This window comes from Gibbsiella dentisursi, from assembly GCF_039539505.1.
Taxonomy (GTDB): Bacteria; Pseudomonadota; Gammaproteobacteria; order Enterobacterales; family Enterobacteriaceae; genus Gibbsiella; species Gibbsiella quercinecans.
The window spans coordinates 205,446-226,629 of the sequence record NZ_BAABDG010000003.1 but is presented as its reverse complement, the minus strand read 5'-3'; the positions used below and the strand labels follow the sequence as shown (position 1 = coordinate 226,629).

The window sequence follows — 21,184 nt, the reverse complement described above, 5'->3', positions numbered from 1 at the left end:
GTTCAGAACTATGTCTGCGTTAACAACCTGGCACATCTTATAGATACCACGGAAATAATTACGAACTAAACTTATAGCATGTTAATAATGAGTGAGGTGTGTTATGAAAATTCTTTTAACAACGGCTCTGTTAACCGCAACGTTGGCTTCCGGGATTGCCTGCGCCGCGGATCCTTCGATTCCCTGGGCGACCAACAGCGGCGGGACGGAAAGTACGCATATCGCCGCGATGGGCCAGGATCTGAACGGACAGCACCAGAAAATAACGAAAACGACGGAAGGGGTATGGGCAACGAACTCCGGCAGCATCCATGATGATGAAGCCGCGTTGAGCAGCAACAAGCCGGCATTTAAAGGCTACCCAGAGTTGATGCCCCATCAGGGCTAACAAAACGCCCGGCCGCAGGGTAATGCGCCGGGCGTTTTTTATGGCTTAAGCCCCAGCAAGGGCGCGTCAGACTGCCCCCGTGGGCAGTTATCGATAACCGGATGGAATTTATATCCCGGGAAAGGCGCGGAAAGCCTGTAAAATTCCTGACCTTAACGATTCAGCTAAATTTTAATGTTGCTTTTTTGTAAACGGATTAACGCCTGACCAAAATCCTGCTATGCTGCCGATGCGGTATCGGGCATTTACCCTACAAACTACTGTCTCACAGGAGCGTGAAGAGAATCGCCCGCCGCATTTTACAATGAGAGCGAGGAGAACCGTCGTGCTAGAAGAATACCGTAAGCACGTAGCTGAGCGTGCCGCCATGGGGATTGTTGCCAAACCCTTAGATGCAACCCAAATGGCCGCGCTGGTAGAACTGCTGAAAAACCCGCCTGCGGGCGAAGAAGAATTCTTGTTGGACCTGTTAATCAACCGCGTTCCACCGGGCGTCGACGAAGCGGCGTATGTCAAAGCCGGTTTTCTGGCGGCCATCGCCAAAGGTGAAGCAACCTCTCCACTGATTACCCCCGAAAAAGCCATCGAACTCTTGGGCACCATGCAGGGTGGTTATAATATTCACCCGCTGATTGAAGCGCTGGATAACGAAAAACTGGCGCCGATCGCCGCCAAAGCGCTGTCCCATACGCTGTTGATGTTCGATAACTTCTACGATGTGGAAGACAAAGCGAAAGCTGGCAACCCGCATGCCAAGCAGATCATGCAGTCGTGGGCCGAAGCGGAATGGTTCCTGTCGCGCCCCGAGCTGGCAGAAAAAATCACCGTTACCGTGTTCAAGGTGACGGGCGAAACCAACACCGACGATTTGTCGCCGGCACCCGATGCCTGGTCGCGCCCGGATATCCCGCTCCACGCCCTGGCGATGCTGAAAAACGAACGCGACGGCATCGTGCCGGACCAGCCGGGCAGCGTCGGGCCGATCAAGCAGATCGAACTGCTGAATAAAAAAGGCTTCCCACTGGCCTATGTGGGCGACGTAGTGGGCACCGGTTCTTCGCGTAAATCCGCCACCAACTCCGTGCTGTGGTTTATGGGCGACGATATCCCGTACGTGCCGAACAAGCGCGGCGGCGGCGTGGTGCTGGGCGGTAAAATCGCGCCAATCTTCTTTAACACCATGGAAGACGCCGGCGCGTTGCCGATCGAAGTGGACGTGAATGCGCTGAACATGGGCGATGTGATCGACATCTACCCCTACAAAGGCGAAGTCCGTAACCACGAAACCGGCGAACTGCTGGCCAATTTTGAACTGAAAACCGACGTGCTGCTGGATGAAGTGCGCGCCGGTGGCCGTATCCCACTGATTATCGGCCGTGGCCTGACCACTAAAGCGCGTGAAGCGTTGGGCCTGCCGCATAGCGAGGTGTTCCGTATCGCCAAGGCGGTGGCCGCCAGCACGAAAGGCTTCTCGCTGGCGCAGAAAATGGTGGGCCGCGCCTGCGGCGTTGCCGGCGTGCGCCCTGGCGAATATTGCGAACCGAAGATGACCTCTGTGGGCTCGCAAGATACCACCGGCCCGATGACGCGTGATGAACTGAAAGATCTGGCTTGTCTGGGCTTCTCTGCCGATCTGGTGATGCAGTCGTTCTGCCATACCGCGGCGTATCCGAAGCCGGTTGACGTCACCACCCATCACACGCTGCCGGATTTCATTATGAACCGCGGCGGCGTTTCGCTGCGCCCGGGCGACGGCGTTATCCACTCCTGGCTGAACCGCATGCTGCTGCCGGATACCGTCGGCACCGGCGGCGACTCCCACACCCGTTTCCCGATCGGCATCTCTTTCCCTGCCGGCTCCGGGCTGGTGGCGTTTGCCGCCGCCACCGGCGTGATGCCGCTGGACATGCCGGAATCGGTACTGGTGCGCTTCAAGGGCGAAATGCAGCCGGGCATTACCCTGCGCGATCTGGTGCACGCCATCCCGCTGTATGCGATCAAACAGGGCCTGCTGACCGTTGAGAAGAAGGGCAAGAAAAACATCTTCTCTGGCCGCATCCTGGAAATCGAAGGCCTGCCGAATCTGAAAGTGGAGCAAGCGTTCGAACTGACCGATGCTTCCGCCGAGCGTTCCGCCGCCGGTTGCACCATCAAGCTGGGTAAAGCGCCGATCGAAGAGTATCTGAACTCCAACATCGTGTTGTTGAAGTGGATGATCTCTGAAGGCTATGGCGATCTCCGCACGCTGGAGCGCCGGGTTCAGGGTATGGAAAAATGGCTGGCCGATCCGCAACTGCTGGAAGGCGATGCCGATGCCGAGTATGCGGCGGTGATCGATATCGATCTGGCTGAGATCAAAGAGCCTATCCTGTGCGCCCCGAACGATCCGGACGACGCACGCCTGCTGTCTGACGTAGCCGGTGCGAAGATCGACGAAGTGTTTATCGGCTCCTGCATGACCAATATCGGCCACTTCCGTGCCGCCGGCAAGCTGCTGGATCAGCACAAAGGGCAACTGCCGACCCGCCTGTGGGTTGCGCCGCCGACCAAAATGGATGCCGCGCAGTTGACCGAAGAGGGCTACTACAGCGTCTTTGGCAAGAGTGGCGCGCGTATTGAAATCCCTGGCTGCTCGCTGTGTATGGGCAACCAGGCGCGGGTGGCGGACGGCGCCACGGTGGTTTCCACGTCGACGCGTAACTTCCCTAACCGCCTGGGCACCGGCGCCAACGTTTATCTGGCTTCGGCCGAGCTGGCGGCGGTGGCTTCGCTGTTGGGGCGTTTGCCGACGGCGGAGGAATATCAGGCTTACATGGAGCAGGTTGATAAAACCGCGCTGGACACCTACCGTTACCTGAACTTCGATCGGCTGAGCCAGTACACCGAAAAAGCCGATGGCGTCATCTTCCAAACGGCCGTTTAAGCCGCTATATTGCGCAACGCGACAAACGGGGGGCTTTGGCCTCCCGTTTTCTTTTCCGGCCGTCAACTTTGCGAGCGCGCGCCAGGTAAGAAATGCATTAATGATTAAACTGGTAAAAACGGCTCAGGAGGCATGCTATGGACTACGAATTTCTGCGTGATGTGACCGGGCAGGTAATGGTCAGATTTTCGATGGGGCATGAAGCGATCGGCCACTGGATCAACGAAGAGGTGAAAGGCGATCTTACCCTGCTGGATAAAATCGAAGCCGGGGCGGAGCAGGTAAAAGGCAGCGAGCGCCAGTGGCAGTTGGAAGGGCATGAATATACGCTGCTGATGGACGGTGAAGAGGTCATGATCCGCGCCAACCAACTGGCGTTTGAAGGCGATGAGATGGAAGAGGGCATGAATTACTACGATGATGAAAGCCTCTCCTTCTGCGGCGTGGAGGACTTTCTGGCGGCGCTGAAAGCCTACCGCACCTTTATCCGCCAATATGGCTGATACCGGGGTGGGACATTGCGGCACAGGGGCCAGTATATAGATTTGTGTCATTGCCTGATTTTGGTCTGTTCAATCCCACATCAAAACAAAACTGGCCCGCGCCCGCAACGGCCATGCGATAAAACCGTAACCACGGTTGGATGACTATTTGGAGATAAAAAGAAGGCTATCCGCTGCAGTAACGGGCTTTCCGCAGGGGCTTTACGCTGGTAAATTGAGCAATGGATACTGACATCTGACCGTAAGGGAATGCAGGGTGAGCGGACGCGTTGACTACCAGATTGAAAAGTACTGCTTCACGGAAGCGGATGAATCCCCTCGTCTGATCCGTCAGTGGGCCGATGTGCTTGCCGAATGTCAGGAGAATAAGGCCAGCGCAGAAGAACGCCTGCGTATTGCCCTGCTAAACGTGGATTACGTCACCAGTTTTGAACTCCCCTTCAGACTGTTGCTCACCCGAGCACCCCAGCTCATTGCCGGGCTACGGGACGAACTGCAGCTCAGCCAGAAGAATGTCATCTTTAATGGTAAACGGTTTGGCTGCGTTTGGAGCCTGAAGCATGATTTAAGCGGAATACCCGACGAATACCAGTACCGTCTGACTACCCGAATCAGGCGGATTGACCCCACTGGGAGCACCGAAGCTCCCTACCGGCAAATCGCGCAGCAGGTAAAACCACCCCGTGAACGTCTCAGGCTGGCACTGGAAAACGGGCTGGCAGTCACAGCCCTGGACGGACTTTTCTGGTTTGGGCTTCAACGCATTGCCGCTGATGTGCAGAGGCTAAGAAAAACGGGGATGAGAATAGCGACATCGGAAACGGACGTTTTTGATAATCTGACGGGGACAACCCGACGCATCCCGGTTTACTTACGCGCAGTGAGTTAAGCCGACCGGGATTTTCTCGGGCTTATTTCCCCATTCGATTGCACCGGATATTGACAGCTTTCTACATCGGTGCAGACAACAGTGCCCGCTGCCTGTTTTGCAGCGGCGATGATGCTCTTCAGCCCTGTGTCGGCGGCAATATCTGTGCCGGCACCGCGTGTTTGTCCCAGCCGCCGCCCAGCGATTTATACAGCGAAATCAGGTTTAACTGCTGGTGCAGGCTGGCCTGAACCCACGCTTGCTGCGCATCCAACCAGGTGTTTCGTGCGTTGAGCTGCTCCAGCATATTGTCGCTGCCGTCGCGGTAGCGTTGCTCCGCCAGTTCGGCGCTTCTGCCCAACGCTTGCGCTTTGGCGCGGGCTGCCGCCAATTCGTTGCGCCACGTTGTTTCTGCACTCAGCGCGTCGGCCACTTCCCGAAAGGCGGTCTGAATGGTTTTTTCATATTCCGCCACCGCCATCTTTCTTTCCGTTTTGGCTGCCTCCAGGTTGGCGCTATTGGCGCCGAAATCGAACAGGGGCAGGGTGAGCTTCGGCGAGAACGACCAGCCGAGGGTTGAATGGTTGAACAAGTCAGACAGGTTGGAACTGGCCTGGCCGTAGGAGCCGGTCAGCGCGATGCGGGGAAAGAAGGCGGCGCGTGCGGCACCGATGTTGGCGTTGGCGCCGATCAGCTTTTGCTCGGCGGCGATGATATCGGGGCGGCGCGTCAGCAGATCGGCCGGCAGGCCGACGGGAACGGCCGGCAGCGTGTTGAGGCCGGCAAGCTGCGCATCTGTGCCGGCGGGCAGATCGGCCGGCAATTGGGGCACCCCAACCAAAAACAGCAGCGTATGCAGATCCTGCGCCTGTTGCCGCTCCAGTTGCGCCACGTTGGTGGCGGCATCCTGCAAAGACACCGCATGTTGATGATAGGTGGTCTCGCTGTCCAGGCCTTCGTTAACGCGCTGCTGCGCCAGCGCGGTGGTTTTCTGCTGCGCCTGCAGCGCGTCGCGGGCGAGCTGCAGCTGTTGGTCGTCGGCCCGCAACGTGAGATCCGCCGTTGCCACCGCGGCGATCAAACTGATCTGCGCCGCCTGGCGCGTGGCGAGGGAGGAGAAATAATCCGCCAGCGCGGCGTCTTTCAGGCTGTGAACCCGGCCGAACAAATCGAGTTCGTATTCCGTGACTGTGACGCCGTAGGTGGCGAGATCTTCCGTGGTTTCCGGGCGAATGCGGCTTTGCTCTATGCCGGCGTTGATCGTCGGCAACAGTTCTGCGCGGCGCACCCGATATTGCGCCTGCAGCCGTTCTGCGTTTAGCGCAGCGAGCCGCAGATCGCGATTGTTGTCGAGCGCCAGCGCGATCAGGCGGCGTTGGCGTTCATCGCGGTAGAAATCCTGCCAGTCTGGCGTTTCACTATGCACTGTCGCCGCTTTCGCCTCGTGCGGCGGGTAAAGCGGGGCGACCGGCAGCGGCGGGCGTTGATAATCCGGCGCCATCGTGCAGCCCACCAGCGGCAAAGCGAGTAGCAGGCCGGTGCGGCGCAGCGTTTTGTTCATAACGGCTCTCATTGTTTTGATAAATGTTTGTGTGAGCGACGGGTATTGCCCGTTTGCGTCAGAATGAATCCCAGCGCCAGTAATGCGGAGAGCGTTAGCGCGATCCCGTGCAGCAGCACGTCGGCTGCGTAGCGATCGGCCAAAAACCCCGTCAGCAGCACCGATACCAGGTAAGCGGCGCCGGTGCCGGTATCTAACAGAGCGATAACCCGGGCGCAGAATTCATCCGGCACCTGCGTATAAATCCGCAGCAGGCTTAGCGTGATCACCAGCCCTTCCGCCAGGCCGGCGATCGCCACCATCGGCAGCGCCCAGGCCATCGTTTTGGCCTGAGAAAGCGCCCAGATGGAGACGCACATTAAAACCAGGCTGATCAGCATCCAGCGGTTGTAACGCGGCAGGCTGTTCTTCATTGACGACAGCACCAGTCCGGCCAACATGCCGAAACCATAGCAACCGAACAGCAGGCTGACGTCTGAGGAGGGGCGGTGGAGGATGCGGGAAACGTAAATCAGCGCGAGGATTTCGAAACTGCCCAGCGCCAGCATGACCAGCATACTGGCCGCCAACGGCAGAGTCAGGTTGGCGCCGTAACGGGTAATCGTCAGGCGCAGATCGCCCCACAGGCTGCCTTCGTGGGCCTGTGGCGGCTGGCTGCGCAGGCCGGGAATCGCCAAACAGAGCACGCCGGCAATGAGTAACAGCACGGCGATAGCGCTTACCGCCACGGTATGCCCATAGTGGCTGGCGACAACGCCGGCGATCAGTGTGCCTGCCGCCATGCCGGCCATGCGCACGCTCATGATCAGGGCATTCGCTGCCGACAACTTCTCAGCTGGCACCAGCCGCGGCAACAGCGCGCTGGCCGCCGGCACGAAAAAACGATTGCAGGTTGCGCTGAGCGCTGTCACCACGAACAGCGGAATGAGCTGCTGGCGAAAAAACGGCACCAGCAACGCCGCAATCACCACCAGGCGCAGCAGGCAGGCCCAGCCGAGCACTCGCCTGAGATTGGCGCGATCCGTCAGCGCGCCGGCCAATGCGCCAAAGAGCAGCATGGGCACCAGCTCGCAGATGATCAGCAACATCACGTTGAACGCCGAGTGCGTCAGATCGAAGACGATGATTTGCAAGAGTACGATCAGCATCCAGTCGGCCAGCGAAATGATCAGTTGCAGGGCGGCCAGTCGGAAAAACGCCGGATTTTGGCAAACAAGATACGATTTCATTGGCAGGCTTCCGGCACGCTGATTTTCGGCCGGGTTTCATAGGGCGTAAACTCTTCGTTTTCCAGCACGAATTTGAAAATCAGCGGGCGGAAAAGGAACCCAAGCCAGTTAGGGTTAGCTTTGAACCAGGCGTAGCAGGTTTCCAGCCGGCACCCCATATCAACTTTGCTCTGTTCGTTGGAGATGCCGAAGTTGATGCTGCGCAGCCCCTGTTCGAGCGCATAACGTACGATCTCATAACCCATAACGCGGTGTACCGAGAGCCGCCCCGTTTGTTCAATATCCACGCCGCAGTAAGTGGATTCCAGCGTATCGCCCAGGGTGAAACACATATCGAACGCGTCAATGCGGCCATCTTTGCGCAACAGAAGCCATACGGTATGTTCCAGGCGGCTCATTGCAAGGAAAAATTCTTTTGTCACCATGATTTGGTCGGGTGACTGGTATTTCTTATACAACTGCAGCCACAACGCATGCAGGCGCAGCGCTTCTTCTTCCGACAGTCTTTGGCCCTTGCGGATTTCAAGCTCATAACCCGCTTTTCCCAGGCTGCGGATATCGCGGCGCAGTGATTTACGTTTGGGTTGCCCAGCCAGATAGGTTTCAAAATCGGGCCAGGTCAGATCCAAATGAGCGCAGGCATAGAGCCGGTCAAGCCGGGTGGGCCCTAAAAAACGCGGCTCTGGAAAATCCCTGCCGATAAACAGGCGGCCTCCCTGTTTGCCGGATTGTGCCGCCAGCGCCTGAACCAGCTTTTGCGACACCGCAGCAGGGTCTGCCCAGGGGGCGATCATCAAGGGGAGCCCGGTGTTGACCGGTGTGCCTAACGTCATAATGCTTAGCGACAGGCGGCAGGGCATGGCGAGCGACCACCGTGTGGCGATGCCGATACCCGCCAGCCCTGCTGGCGTTATTGCCAGTGCGTATAGAAAGCGGCAGTCCAGCCCGCTGGCTTCCAGCGCCGCCATATAGTCGTGCCGGCAGAATTGATGCGGCTGACAAAGCCGGTCCCAATCCTGCGCGTCGATGTCGGCTACCGAATGTCTGAATTCTATACGTAGCGCACCCTCCGTGCCCACCGCCTGGTGGTGAACCTGACAAGTGGGGGCCGGTTGGCAATTAACACCTTGCATATCAATATCTCCCTGTCAGTTCGCGGTGAGCAGATCGCGCTGCGCCGCCTCTTTTCCCGTATCGTTGTTAAGCGAATTCGTCAGGCAGCGAATGAACTGCTCGATCTCGCTATCGGTATGATCTTTATGCAGAATCAGACGTATCAGCGCCTGGTTCAGTTTGACGGCGGGGTAGCGGAAAATTGGTACGCAATAACGCTGTTTTTCCAACGTGACGCGCACTTTCTCGGCTTCGCTGTCAGCGCCAAGCAGTACGGAAGTGATATAGGACGGCGTTTCGTTCAGTTGCAGCCCCGCTTCCAGCAGGCGGCGGCGGAAGCGTTCGCTTTTTTGCAGATAGCCGTCCATGATTGCCGGTTCATCATGCAGGCGCTGGATGATCGATGCCGCAACGTCCGCCGTCGGTGGTTGGATGGCGGCGGTAAAGATGGAGGTTCCGCTAAGAATTTCAAAGGCATCAATATATTCCGCATTCGCACTGATGGCGCCGCCTTCAAGCCCTACGGCTTTAGACAGTGAAACCATCACGAAATCGGCGCGCGGCACATGGCGGAATTCGTTATAGAACGCACGCTGCGGCTCGCCGTAGACCATGAAGCCGTTTGCATCATCAATGTAGCTCAACGCGCCGTAGCGTTCGCAGAGATCGAGGATGGTACCGATTGGCGCGATGCTGCCGTCGGAAGAATAGATGCTTTCGAACACCACGATGGCTTTGCGATCGCCGACGCGGCGCAGCAGGCGTTCCAGATCGTCCGGATCGTTATGTTTGAATGCAAACAGCTGTTCACCGTATTTCAGGTGTGAGGCAGCTTTCCATAGGCTCCAGTGGCAATCGTGATCGAAAATCAGCACGGCATCACGGTTATCGATGCCGCTTTTGGCCGAGAAATTGAATTTCGCCGTTATCGCATTGATAAACCCGATATTGGCCAATAGCCCAGAGGCGAAGGTCAGCGTTTTGTCCTTGCCGTGAAGTTTGCTGAGCAGCGTTTCCAGCCGGTAATGCGGTTCGCAGATGCCTTGTGTCGCGCGCGAGCCGCCTGTCGATAAGCCATAGCGTTTGACTGAATCGCAGAAGGCATCGAGCACTTCGGGATTCTGCTGCCAGCCGAGGTAATTAATGCCGGAAAAATTAACATGCTGTTGACCGTCGCGTATGATTCGCGGCCCTGACATTCCCTGCATGACGACCGGCTCGCGTAAGAAGCCTTCCTGCTTGGAATGTTCAACAAAACTTTTGAATCCCCAACGATCTTTGCTGTGAATATTATCCATAATATGTTGCCCCGTTGACCCAATACCCGTTCGGGATTTTGCCGTTTCTTTTCACCAAATGGCCCGTAAAAACAATTGAAATTGAAATAACTATCTGCTTTTTCTATAATTGCCCGCAGTCGCCGCCGCTTGATGAATACCAGCAGAAAACCGCACGCACAAACGAGAAGCGAGATTGATCTTCGCATTGCAGCATCAAGTGATGCTTAATGAATTATCAAGGTTTCATGAAGGGATAGAATCTATGAGTCTGCGGAGAGTATTGATCGTCGAAGATGATTTCGACGGTGCCGAGGTGTTGAGTGCTTACCTGAGCCGGGATGGATTCCAGACTCGTCATGTGGCCGATGGGCGCCAGGCGTTGGAACAACATGCGCAGTGGCGGCCGGATTTGGTTTTGCTGGATATCATGCTGCCAGGGTTGAGCGGCAACGACGTGCTGGCGGCAATCCGCCAGCATGCCTCCACGCCGGTGATTATGGTGACGGCGGTCGGCAGCGAATCCAACCGTATCAATTCATTGCTGTATGGCGCCGACGATTATGTGGTCAAGCCTTACAACCCCAGCGAAGTGGTGGCCCGCGTTCATGCCGTGTTGCGGCGCTGGGGCAACAATGCCCAGGCGCGCACCCGCTGCCTGCGCCACGGTAATTTAATTGTGGATATTGATGCGGTGCAGGTTTCGGTTGAGGCCGACGGCGTTCGGCAGCCGCTGGAGCTGACGCGCACGGAGTTCAACCTGTTGGCCATGTTGATGGCCTGCCCGACCCGAATGTTCTCTCGTGCGGAACTGCTCGCCGGCTGCCTGCCGGAAAGCGACGCGCTGGAGCGGGTAGTCGATGCGCACATCTATAATTTGCGCCGTAAACTGGAGCGTGCCGGCATTAGCGATGTGCTGCAGACGGTGCGTGGGCTGGGCTACCGTTTCTGCAACGTGCTATGACGAATAACGACATCAACAAAAGCGAACGCTGCGCCGCCGAGCCGTTATGGCGCTGGATCAGCCTGCGCATGATCGGCCTGGCGATGGTCGCGATTCTGGTGATCGGCGGCGGCATGTGGCTGCGTTTCTCCTGGTGGGAGGCGCATCAGCGCGCGGCGATCCCTGAACCGGTGCGGCAGGAGTTGCAGCAACTGGAGGCACAGCCGACCGAACACCGGCAGCGTCTACTGCAGATTTACGGCGAATATCTGTATGGCGAATACTTCACCAACGAAGCCGTGAATGAAGACATGCTTTTTTTCGGCGCCTTCGTGCTGCTGTCGATCCCGCTGATTGTTGGCGGCGGCGTCTGGGTTTCGCTGCATCTGTCGCGCCAGCTCAGCGCCGTAGCGATCGCCGCAGACCACATCGCCCAGGGGGATTTCACCACGCGGGCTACGCGGGTGGCCCATACGCCGCCGGCGCTGCGTAGCCTGACGAGTGATTTTAATCGCATGGCCGAACGGCTGGAGCGCCAGGAACGGGAGTTGCAGGCCTCCAGCGCGGCCACCGCTCATGAGCTTCGCACGCCGTTAACGGCGGCCAAGGGCCGTTTGCAGGGGCTGCTGGATGGCGTGTTCGAACCAACGCCGCAAAATTTCCAACTGATTATGTGCCAGTTGGATCAGTTGAACCGGCTGATCGACGATTTGTATCTGTTGTCTCTGGTTTCCGCCAGGCAACTGTCGCTGTTGCCCTCTGAGTTTACGCTGCGTTCTCTGCTGGAAGAGCGTATCGCCTGGGCTGCGCCGCGTTTGCAGGCCTCGCAGATGCAGGCGAGCCTTGATGTGGCGGAGGATTTACGCGTGCTGGCGGATCGCGGGCGTGTGGGGCAGGTGATTTCCATCCTGCTCGATAACGCCATCCGCTACGCGGCGTCAGGCGGTTGGGTTGCGCTAAGCGCCCGGCGGCAAGGCGCTGGCGTACGTATCGAAGTAGAAGACGGCGGCGCCGGTTTCGCGCCGGAGCACCTTGACCGTGTGTGCGATCGTTTCTGGCGCGCCGAAAGCTCGCGTTCACGGCATGCCGGCGGCAGCGGGCTGGGGCTGGCGGTCGCGGTGGCGATCTGTCAGGCGCACGGGGGGCGGCTTTCCGTGCGCAACCGTGACGGCGGCGGCGCACTGACCCGTATCGATCTGCCCGGCTAGGCAGTGTCCCGCCATCGTGCATAACGGGCGTTGAGCGCCACGGCCTATGGCGGGGTAAAACCGCAGGTTTTTCCCCTCTCTTCATAGAATCTTCATCGTTTCTCGGCTGGAACTTGTCCGAACGCTGCTTTACTGCATGCGGTTTCCATTCAGCTTGAGGATGAGTACGGATGAGCGATACACACCGTTTCCCGGCGCGGCGCTATACGCCTGCGTTGATCTGTCTGGCTTGCGCCCTGGCGGTATTGCCGCAGGCCAGCCAGGCGCAGCCAATCGATCCCTTGGCGCCAGCGCCGACCAGCCTGTTCGGCGATAAAACCGACGTCAACGTGGGGTTCGGAGCGTCTATCGGCCCGCGTTACATGGGCGCACGCCAGACGCGGGTGTCGCCAGAACTGGCGTTAAGCGTCTCTCGCGGTATCTTTTTTATCGATACATTGCGCGGCATCGGCGCGGAGTATCTGACTGACAGTGGGTTTTACCTAAGCGGCGCACTGTCTTACGACCTTGGCCGCAAGGATGAAAACAGCACCTGGCAGCCCGGCTCCAAACGGCTGCGCGGCATGGGCGAAGTCAAAGGCGCCACCACGGCCGATTTTCTGATATCCCAACAAATTACCTCCTGGCTGGCGATCAACAGTGAAGCCGAGTTTCGCGTGGCCGGCGCCGATCGTGGGAACCGCTACCGGGTGGGGTTGGAAGGCACCGTTTTTCGCGACAGCCGCGATGCGTTCACCCTGGGCGTGAACGTGCATGCGGGCGACAGCCGCTATAACCGCACTTACTTCGGCGTGAGCGAAGAGCAGCACCGCCATTCGCGTTTTTCTCGTTTTGACGCCAAATCCGGGATTTATGCCTATTCGGCGTCGGCCGACTGGGAACACAATTTTGATCAGAACTGGTCGTTGTTCGTTGGGCTGGAAGTGATGACGTTCAGCGATCGGGCGCACCGTAGCCCGGTGGTGGAAGGCAACACCAACGTGACGGGCATTGCGATGCTCAATTATACGTTCTGAGACAGAAGGCGGCAGTAGTACACAATGGATTCCCATAGGAAAGATTTACGGCGTATCAGGCCGGTGGTTTTCCTGGCGATAGCCGTCTTGGTGTTATTGCTGGGCGGATGGTTGCTGTCTGGCGGCACTGAGAATATTCAGCCGGCACCGGTGCAACAGGTGGAAACGCAGCACCTGGAACAGCGGTTATTGGTGCGGCAGCTTGATGTGTCGGGCCATTGGGCTGCGCGTGAAGACGTTACGCTGATGGCGCCGGTGGAAGGGTTGCGCGTCAGTGAGGTGCTGGTGGACGTCGGCGAGCGGGTGCGGCAGGGGCAGGTGCTGGCGCGCCTGGAGCGCAACATGCTGGACGCGCAACTGGAGCAGAGCCGCCAGGGCGTGCAGCGCGGCAGCGCCGAACTTTCCCAGGCACAGTCGCGGCTTAACGAGGCCGCGTCTGCTTACGCCCGTGCGCGCCGTTTACAGCCTGACGGCGCGATCAGCCGTCAGGAGTTTGAAGCCGCCGCCGCCGCTTATGCTGCCGCGCGGGCAACGCGCGATCAGGCGCAGGCGGCGCTACGGCAGGCCCGCGCGCAGGTGGAAGAGTCGCGCATTCGTTTCGCCCATGCGGAAGTGCGCGCCCCAATGGCCGGTTTGATCGTCAAACGGCAGGTGCAGGCCGGCGCGTTGGTTAATGCTCAGAGCGCATTGTTCAGCTTGGTTCGCGACGGCGAGCTGGAGTTTGTCGCGCAGATCCCCGCTTCGGCATTGGCGGATCTTCAAGCCGGCATGGCTGCGCGGTTGGTGTTGCCGTCACAGGCGTTGGCCGGGCAGATCCGGCTGGTGGGCGCTATGGTGGACCTCGACAGCGGCTATGGCGAAGCGCGCATTACCATTAACGGCGCCGTGCCGCCACAACTGCGCGTCGGTGCCGTGGGCGGCGCTCGCATTGCGCTGGGGCAACGCCAGGCGATGGCGCTGGATGCGCGCGCATTACGCTATGCCAGCGATGAGCAACCCTATGTGTTTATCGTCGGGCCGGATGGCCGCGTGAAACGCGTGGCGGTGCGGGTTGGCTGGCGTGACGGCGAGTGGGTGGAGATTCAGCAAGGGCTGTCGCCGCAGGATCGGGTGGTGCTGGCCGGTGCGGCGCTGCTGGCGGAAGGGGAGCCGGTTGAGAGCGTGGCTCCGGCGGCGCCCGGCAAGGAACTGCGCGTAATGCCGACAGAGCGGCGCACAGCGGAGAACACGCAGCCATGAAACAAGGCATTTCTTCATGGGCGATTCGCCGCCCAATTCCGACGCTGGTGTTATTTTGCGTGCTGACGCTGGCGGGCATCGCCGCTTTTTTGCGTTTGCCGGTGAACGCCAACCCGCCGGTGGCTTTTCCGCTGGTCAGCGTCACGGTGTTGCAGCCGGGCGCTGCGCCGGCGGAAATTGAAGCCGAAATCACCCGCCGCGTCGAAAACGCGCTGTCAGGTTTACCGAGCGTGCGCCATCTTGAGTCGACCGTCAAAGCCTCGGTCAGTAGCACCACGGTGGAGTTCCAACTGGGCACCGATCCCGATCGTGCCGCAAACGATGTGCGCGCGGCGGTGGATGAGATCCGCGGTGAACTGCCACAAAATATTCCGGCGCCGGTGGTGCAGCGCGTCGATGTCGAAGGCGGCGCGATGCTGCAATACATTATGGAGGCGCCTGGGGAATCTGAACAGGCGCTGTCCTGGTTTGTTGATGACAGTATCAGCCGTGAGTTGCTCGCCGTGCCGGGGGTACAGCGCGTCGCCCGCTTTGGCGGCGCCGAACGTGAGTTGCGCATCGAGCCGAACCCGGCGGTGCTGGCGCAGTACGGCATGACGATAGATACGCTGAATAGCCAGTTGCGTGAGACGTTCACCGACGTGCCCGGCGGCCACTTGGAAACGCAGCGGCAACGCCAGACGATCCGGGTGCAAGGGCGCCTGGCTTCGCCGGAAACGCTAGGCGCGTTGCCGATCGCGATGCCGGGCGGTAGCTGGCTGTCGCTGGGCGACATTGCGCGCATCAGCGATACCGTCGCCGATCGTTCGGGGTTTGCCCAGCTCAACGGTAAACCGGCAGTGGGGTTCTCGGTGTGGCGCCGTAAAGGGTTCAGCGACACCGAAGTTGCCGCCCGCGTGGCCGAACGGCTGCAAACGTTGCAGGCGCAGCATCCCGGCGTCGTCATCCGCGAGGTGACATCGACGGTGGAATACACCCGCGCCAGTTACGATACGGCGATGCATACCCTGGTGGAAGGGGCGGTGCTGACGATTCTGGTGGTGTTCCTGTTTCTGCGTGACTGGCGCGCCACGGCCATTGCGGCCGTCGCCTTGCCGCTGTCCGTGCTGCCGGTATTTTTAGCCATGCTGTGGCTGGATTTCACGCTTAACAGCATCACGATGTTGGCGTTGACGCTGGTGATCGGCATTCTGGTTGATGATGCGATCGTCGAGATCGAGAACATCGACCGCCATATTCATATGGGCGAGCGGCCCTACAGCGCGGCGCTGCATGCGGCAGACGGCATCGCGCTGGCGGTATTGGCCACCACGCTGACCATTGTTGCGGTGTTTGCGCCGGTCGGCTTTGTTCAGGGGGTCGTCGGGCAATATTTCCGCCAGTTCGGGCTGACCGCCTCCATCGCGGTACTGTGCTCGCTGTTGGTGGCGCGCCTGCTAACGCCGTTGCTGGCGGCCTATTTCCTGCGCGCCACGCGCAAGGTGAACGCCGCGCCGGAGGATCACGGCGAGCCGCAAGGGCGGCTGATGCGCCGCTATGTGAGCTGGCTGGAACAGGTGTTGCGGCATCCCTGGAAAACTCTGCTGGCCGCCGGGGCGCTGTTTGTGGCGGCCGTGATGTTGGCTGGGTATCTGCCCGGCGGTTTCCTGCCTGCTAACGATGCAAACCTGTCGCAGCTGCGTGTAACACTGCCGCCGGGCGGCTCATTGTCTCAGGCGCAACAGACCTCCGAGCGCATCACCGCCGTGCTGCGCACGCATCCGGCGGTTAAACATGTGTTGGCGGTCGCCGGCTCACCGGATGAAGCCAGCTTCAGCATCACGCTGCAACCGCGCGACCAGCGCCAGGTGACGCGTAAGGAATTTGAAAACGCGATCCGCCGGCAATTGGCGGCGTTGCCCGACATGCGCTTCCAGTTTCTGGTTGATGGCGGCAGTGAAGTCTCGATCATGCTGGTGGGGCGCGATGCGCAGGCGCTGGAGGCCGCGGCGCGCCAGTTGGCGGGTGAAATGCGCGGGCTGCCGCAGTTGACCAACGTGCAGATAAGCCTCTCGCCCGTTAGCCCAGAACTGCGGGTGCGGCCGCGCCCGGGCGACGCAGCGCGGCTTGGCGTCAGCACCAGCGCCATCGGCGACATATTACGCATCGCCACGACCGGTGAGCAGAAGTCCTTGTCTGCGCATTACAATTTGCAGGAGCGGCAGATCCCGCTGCGCGTCCGGCTTGCCGAGCACGACAGCGCCGATCTGGATCTGTTGCGCAGCCTGCGCGTTTCCAGCATCCGTCGGGAAGGCGGGGTGCCGTTGTCGGCGGTGGCGGACATCAGCTACGGCGAGGGGCAAACGCGGATCGATCGTTACGATCGCCAACGCCGTATCAGCGTCGAGGCCAACCTGCAATCGGCCTCGCTGGGGCAGGCGCTGGATGCGGTGCAAGCGTTGCCGGCGTTGCAACATTTGCCCGCCGGGGTGCAGCAGGTGCAATACGGCGATGCGGAATACATGGCGGAGATGTTTGACAACTTTTCGCTGACGATGGCAGCCAGTATTTTGACGATGTACGCCATTCTGGTGTTGCTGTTCCGCGATTTCCTGCAGCCGTTCACCATTCTGTTCACGCTGCCGCTGTCGCTGGTCGGCGCCATCGCCGCACTGTGGCTGATCGGCGCTGCGCTGGATCTGCCGGCGATCATCGGGCTGCTGATGCTGATGGGGATCGTCACCAAGAACGCGATCCTGCTGGTGGACTTCACGCTGGAGGGCCGGCGCAATGGGATGACGACGCATGATGCGCTGATCCATGCCGGTATGATGCGGGCGCGGCCGATTGTGATGACCACGGTGGCGATGGTCGCCGGTATGGCGCCGGCGGCGCTGGGCTTTGGCGCCGATTCGGGGTTTCGTATCCCGATGGCCACGGCGGTGATCGGCGGGCTGGTAACCTCGACCTTGCTCAGCCTGGTGTGCGTGCCGGTAGTGTTTGCCCGCATCGACAATCTGCGTGCGTGGCTGGGGCCGCGTTTGACCCGCCTGACGACGGTCAGCCCGGAAGATTTAGCCGGCGAATAACAGGAGACTGACGGCGCCCCGCGAGCGGGCGCCGACAGCAGCGGCATCCGCATTATTTTTTGATCGCCGTATCGCTGGTTGTTTAAGTGTCGTTGACAGTTTCTTAACGAAACACTGATAGAATCCTAACACTAAAGGTTCATCATAATTTTTGTTAGCCATCAATTCCCTTCGCTATTGCTGCCGATGATAACGGGCTGGCCTGGTATTTTTATTGGCGCGCAAACAGGCAAAGGCGGCGGTTGTATACCCAAAATAATTCGAGTTGCAGGACAAAAACGCAAAAGCGTTTTTGAACAGCGCTAGCGCTGGCCCCGTAGGGGTGAGGCCGTATGGCCGAATCACGCGGCAACGCAGCGAATCCCCAGGAGCTTACTGGAGTAAGTGACTGGGGTGAGCGAGGAAAGCCAACACACCTGCAACTTGAAGTATGACGGGTATAGTCATTACAGGTGAGAATATGTATTTAATAGAAAAGGAAACGTCAAATGCTCAGCCGTTGAATAACATCGGCTTTGCGCTGTCGTTAGCGACAGGGAAATTGTGTCCGAATACTTATTGGGATAAAAAATCGCATCGGGTAAAGTTTCTGCTGCGTTCGTTAATTTTCCCGCTGCAAACATCCCGGCTGCTTTCGCTGCTTGCCGGGCTGCCCTATTATCGCGAGTTATTACAATCGCAGAATAATATACCGATAAAGGTACACCGTCCGTATCTCTATCGCGCGTTGACCGTCAAGCAACGTACGGACGTCATCATTAATCATTATACTTTCCTGGGGGAAATGCAGAATTTCCAAATGAGCAACGCCCTCACCAGTTTGGAAGATAAATGTATTTATACCCTGAAAGGGAAGGATGGCGTTGAGTTTGCTATTTGCGGCAGCACGGCGAAAAGGGCGGAGCGCGAAGGAGAAAGCACCGTATTTTTAAAAATGGGTGATACGCTGCTCGCCAGCATCACCTTTTCCGTGGCTAGCCATAACCAGCGGCAGAGTATTTTTATCGGCGGCGTGCAGGGGGCTAGCAAAGGCGTCGGCAACGAGGTGATAAAACAAGCCACCAAGCTGTGCTATGGGTTATTCCCGAAAAGAATTTTAATGGAGGTTATTTTCCAGTTCGCCCGTGAAAATAATATCGATAAAATATTTGGCGTAAGTGATAACTCGCATGTATTTAGAAGCCTGCGTTACGTGTTCAGTAAACGCAGCCAGTTCCATGCCAGCTACAATAATTTCTGGCAAGCGATTGGCGGGCAGAAAGTCTCCAAACATCTTTATGCATTGCCGCTATCTATTCCGCGAAAGGACAATAGCGAATTGCCAAGCAAAAAGCGATCGGAATACCGCAAGCGCTATGAACTGCTCGATCAGTTGAACTTCGGTTTATATACCCAAGATAATTCGAGTTGCAGGCAGGCGGCAATCGAAGGAATCCCGATGAGCTTACGCCGGTAAGTGATTCGGGTGACTGAGTGCAGCCAACACACCTGCAACTTGAAGTATGACGGGTATAAGCAAGGTTTCTTGGCGGCCGCGATGAATGCGGGAAAAGTGGGCCGTGCCTCTGGGGGCACGGCCTGCCATTACAGGTGTGGAATATTGCGCCCGTAATAGATCTCCTGCATTTCTTTCCACAGCAGATCGGTAATCCGTTTCCGTTCTTCTTCGCCGAGCGCTTCCGGCCTGGCGTTGAACAGATAGTGTTGCAGATCGAAGTCCTTCAGTAGCATCTTGGTATGGAAGATGTTCTCCTGATAAACGTTCACATCCATCATGTGATACAGCGACTTCATATCCTCTGACATAAAGTTCTGGATCGAGTTGATCTCGTGATCGATATAGTGTTTCACACCGTTGACGTCGCGCGTAAAGCCGCGCACGCGGTAATCCATGGTGACGATATCGGATTCCAACTGATGAATCAGGTAATTCAGCGCTTTCAACGGTGAGATCACCCCGCAGGTCGACACTTCAATGTCGGCGCGGAAGGTGCAAAGGCCGCCCTCCGGATGGCTTTCCGGGTAGGTGTGAACGCAGATATGGCTTTTATCCAGGTGTGCGACTACCGTGTTTGGCAGCGGGCCGGGGTGCTCCGAGGTATCGACATCTTTCGGATCCATCGGTTCTTCGCTGACCAGGATGGTCACGCTGGCGCCCTGTGGCTCGTAGTCCTGACGTGCGATGTTCAGAATGTTGGCGCCGATGATTGAGCAGGTCTCGGTAAGGATCTCCGTCAACCGGTTGGCGTTGTATTGTTCGTCAATGTAGGCGATATAGCCGTCGCGGTCATCCGCGGTTTTGGCGTAACAAATATCGTAAATACAAAAACTCAGGCTCTTGGTCAGGTTATTGAAGCCGTGCAGTTTCAGCTTGTGCAATTTGGTTCACCTCCTTTATCTTCTCGCTTAACGTGAAACGTTCAGTGCATTGAGTAAATATTGCGGCAGAGCAAAGCTGCCCACGTGGATCGCCGGGTTATAGTAGCGGCAAGGCAGCCCGCTTTGTACAAAACGTTGCTGCAGCGTGGCCAAATCAAGCTGGCGCAACGCCGGATTTTGGCTGGCCCAGGCAAACGTCATGATGCCGCCGTAGTAGGTCGGGATCGCCGCCTGGTAAAAACTGACGTCCTTGAAGTAGTGGCTCAGTTTAGTATGGCTGTTCACCGCTTCATCTTGTTGCAGGAAGCAGACGCCGTTCTGGGCCACGAAGATCCCGCCTTCGTTCAGGCAGCGGGCGCAACCCTGGTAGAAAGTTGAAGTGAACAGGCTTTCGCCGGGGCCGATCGGATCGGTACAGTCTGAAATGATGACGTCGAATTTTTCATCGGTTTGGCTGACGAAGTTGACGCCGTCGTCAATCACCAGGTTAAAGCGCGGATCGTCATAAGCACCGGCGTTATGATTGGGCAGGTACTGGCGGCAAAACGCCACCACGCCGGCGTCGATCTCCACCATGGTAATCTGTTCGACGCCTTGATGGCGGCTGACTTCCCGCAGCATGCCGCCGTCGCCTCCGCCGATGATCAGGACTTTCTTCGCCTGGCCGTGCGCCAGCAGGGGAACGTGGGTCAGCATCTCATGGTAGATAAACTCATCGCGTTCCGTGGTTTGCACCACGCCGTCGAGCGCCATGACGCGGCCCATCTCCGGGTTTTCAAAAATCACCAGATCCTGATGCTCGGTTTTCTCGCGGTACAGTACTTTCTCTACAGAAAAGTACTGGCCGAAGTTGGCATGCAGCGTCTCATACCAAATTTCTTTCTGGGTCATATTCGGCATACTCCGTAAATAACAGCCATGAAAAATTGGCGCAACATGATAGCTAACTCTGCCTGATGTTGCACGGCTGAATTTCAAACAGAGATAGCAGAAGAAAGGAAGGGGGGCTAGTTTGCGTAGGCTAACAGGCTGAGTGAATCGCGCGCCAGAGATTTGCATTTCGTCTGGGTTGGAATGGCGATACCGCGCAGATCGTGGTAGCTGGCTTCACCCAGAGCTTTCATGTTGTAACTGTCGTAGTTGCTGAGATCCCAACGGTTTTGCTGGGCAAAGAACACGATCGCACGTTTGATTTGCGTATTGGGCAAATCGTTGTAGCCACAGTCGTTCTTCAGATAGACGAACACCGCGGTAAGATCGGCCAGATCTTCCGCTTCAGACTCATTCAAGGCCAGGCTGGCGCGTGAGAACCCCAGCATAGACAGTAACAGCATCAGTAACGTTGTTTTTTTCAGCATGAAATAGACCCGTTGATTATCAGGTTGTGCTCCCGGCGGCGATGGCTTGCCGCGCGGCCGTTTGGCTTTTGGCGGCGAGTGTGCCCATCGCGGGAGACAACCTGTGTGACG

General features: G+C 58.1%; 17 protein-coding genes. 10 read left to right on the top strand and 7 right to left on the bottom strand.

Annotated elements, in window-relative coordinates:
- Positions 1 to 103 precede the first annotated feature (103 nt).
- The 4 genes from ABFX35_RS11735 (at position 104) to ABFX35_RS11720 (ending at position 4,703) form a co-directional block, all read left to right on the top strand.
- The gene (locus ABFX35_RS11735; protein WP_095847287.1) at positions 104 to 388 is read left to right on the top strand and encodes a hypothetical protein; all 285 of its coding nucleotides are present in this window, start codon (positions 104 to 106) and stop codon (positions 386 to 388) included.
- A 325-nt stretch (positions 389 to 713) separates the two neighbouring features.
- Complete coding sequence (acnB, locus tag ABFX35_RS11730; RefSeq protein ID WP_346081171.1) at positions 714 to 3,311, top strand: bifunctional aconitate hydratase 2/2-methylisocitrate dehydratase; 2,598 nt, start codon at positions 714 to 716, stop codon at positions 3,309 to 3,311.
- Positions 3,312 to 3,448: 137 nt separating this feature from the next.
- Complete coding sequence (gene yacL, locus ABFX35_RS11725; RefSeq protein ID WP_346081169.1) at positions 3,449 to 3,814, top strand: protein YacL; 366 nt, start codon at positions 3,449 to 3,451, stop codon at positions 3,812 to 3,814.
- A 256-nt stretch (positions 3,815 to 4,070) separates the two neighbouring features.
- A complete protein-coding gene (locus ABFX35_RS11720) occupies positions 4,071 to 4,703 on the top strand; it encodes an ECs1377 family protein (protein ID WP_346081167.1) in 633 nt (210 codons plus the stop codon).
- 118 nt (positions 4,704 to 4,821) lie between these two features.
- On the opposite strand, the gene ABFX35_RS11715 is transcribed toward ABFX35_RS11720, so the two are convergent.
- Genes ABFX35_RS11715 through ABFX35_RS11700 form a run of 4 tightly spaced genes read right to left on the bottom strand, consistent with a single transcriptional unit; the run spans position 4,822 to position 9,883 of the window.
- Positions 4,822 to 6,243 carry an efflux transporter outer membrane subunit gene (locus ABFX35_RS11715; protein ID WP_346081165.1) on the bottom strand — a complete coding sequence of 474 codons (1,422 nt, stop codon included), beginning with the start codon at positions 6,241 to 6,243 and terminating at the stop codon, positions 4,822 to 4,824.
- A gap of 8 nt (positions 6,244 to 6,251) precedes the next feature.
- Complete coding sequence (locus ABFX35_RS11710) at positions 6,252 to 7,472, bottom strand: MFS transporter (protein WP_346081163.1); 1,221 nt, start codon at positions 7,470 to 7,472, stop codon at positions 6,252 to 6,254.
- Complete coding sequence (locus ABFX35_RS11705; protein WP_279026902.1) at positions 7,469 to 8,605, bottom strand: GNAT family N-acetyltransferase; 1,137 nt, start codon at positions 8,603 to 8,605, stop codon at positions 7,469 to 7,471. The genes ABFX35_RS11710 and ABFX35_RS11705 overlap by 4 nt, the downstream gene beginning before the upstream one ends.
- Before the next feature lie 15 nt (positions 8,606 to 8,620).
- Positions 8,621 to 9,883, bottom strand: coding sequence for an aminotransferase class I/II-fold pyridoxal phosphate-dependent enzyme (locus ABFX35_RS11700; RefSeq protein ID WP_346081161.1), 1,263 nt, complete (start codon positions 9,881 to 9,883; stop codon positions 8,621 to 8,623).
- Positions 9,884 to 10,127: 244 nt separating this feature from the next.
- On the opposite strand from ABFX35_RS11700, the gene ABFX35_RS11695 reads away from it, so the two are divergent.
- The 6 genes from ABFX35_RS11695 to ABFX35_RS11670 all read left to right on the top strand — a co-directional run bounded on the left by ABFX35_RS11695 (position 10,128) and on the right by ABFX35_RS11670 (position 18,792).
- Positions 10,128 to 10,826 (top strand): response regulator, encoded by a 699-nt coding sequence (locus ABFX35_RS11695; RefSeq protein ID WP_279026904.1) that lies wholly within the window; start codon positions 10,128 to 10,130, stop codon positions 10,824 to 10,826.
- Complete coding sequence (locus ABFX35_RS11690) at positions 10,823 to 12,013, top strand: sensor histidine kinase (protein ID WP_279026905.1); 1,191 nt, start codon at positions 10,823 to 10,825, stop codon at positions 12,011 to 12,013. Before ABFX35_RS11695 ends, ABFX35_RS11690 begins: the two co-directional genes overlap by 4 nt.
- Before the next feature lie 170 nt (positions 12,014 to 12,183).
- Positions 12,184 to 13,029, top strand: coding sequence for a MipA/OmpV family protein (locus ABFX35_RS11685; protein WP_279026906.1), 846 nt, complete (start codon positions 12,184 to 12,186; stop codon positions 13,027 to 13,029).
- A 24-nt stretch (positions 13,030 to 13,053) separates the two neighbouring features.
- Positions 13,054 to 14,268: an efflux RND transporter periplasmic adaptor subunit gene (locus ABFX35_RS11680; protein WP_346081158.1), complete on the top strand. Its 1,215-nt coding sequence runs from the start codon at positions 13,054 to 13,056 to the stop codon at positions 14,266 to 14,268.
- Positions 14,265 to 17,336 carry an efflux RND transporter permease subunit gene (locus ABFX35_RS11675; protein ID WP_346081156.1) on the top strand — a complete coding sequence of 1,024 codons (3,072 nt, stop codon included), beginning with the start codon at positions 14,265 to 14,267 and terminating at the stop codon, positions 17,334 to 17,336. Before ABFX35_RS11680 ends, ABFX35_RS11675 begins: the two co-directional genes overlap by 4 nt.
- 460 nt (positions 17,337 to 17,796) lie before the next feature.
- Complete coding sequence (locus ABFX35_RS11670; protein WP_346081155.1) at positions 17,797 to 18,792, top strand: VirK/YbjX family protein; 996 nt, start codon at positions 17,797 to 17,799, stop codon at positions 18,790 to 18,792.
- 128 nt (positions 18,793 to 18,920) lie between these two features.
- On the opposite strand, the gene speD is transcribed toward ABFX35_RS11670, so the two are convergent.
- The 3 genes from speD to ABFX35_RS11655 form a co-directional block, all read right to left on the bottom strand.
- Positions 18,921 to 19,715, bottom strand: a complete 795-nt coding sequence (gene speD, locus ABFX35_RS11665) for an adenosylmethionine decarboxylase (RefSeq protein ID WP_346081153.1) — start codon at positions 19,713 to 19,715, stop codon at positions 18,921 to 18,923.
- 27 nt (positions 19,716 to 19,742) lie between these two features.
- Positions 19,743 to 20,606, bottom strand: a complete 864-nt coding sequence (gene speE, locus ABFX35_RS11660) for a polyamine aminopropyltransferase (protein WP_279024789.1) — start codon at positions 20,604 to 20,606, stop codon at positions 19,743 to 19,745.
- A 116-nt stretch (positions 20,607 to 20,722) separates the two neighbouring features.
- A complete protein-coding gene (locus ABFX35_RS11655) occupies positions 20,723 to 21,070 on the bottom strand; it encodes a YacC family pilotin-like protein (RefSeq protein ID WP_121554469.1) in 348 nt (115 codons plus the stop codon).
- Positions 21,071 to 21,184: the final 114 nt, after the last annotated feature.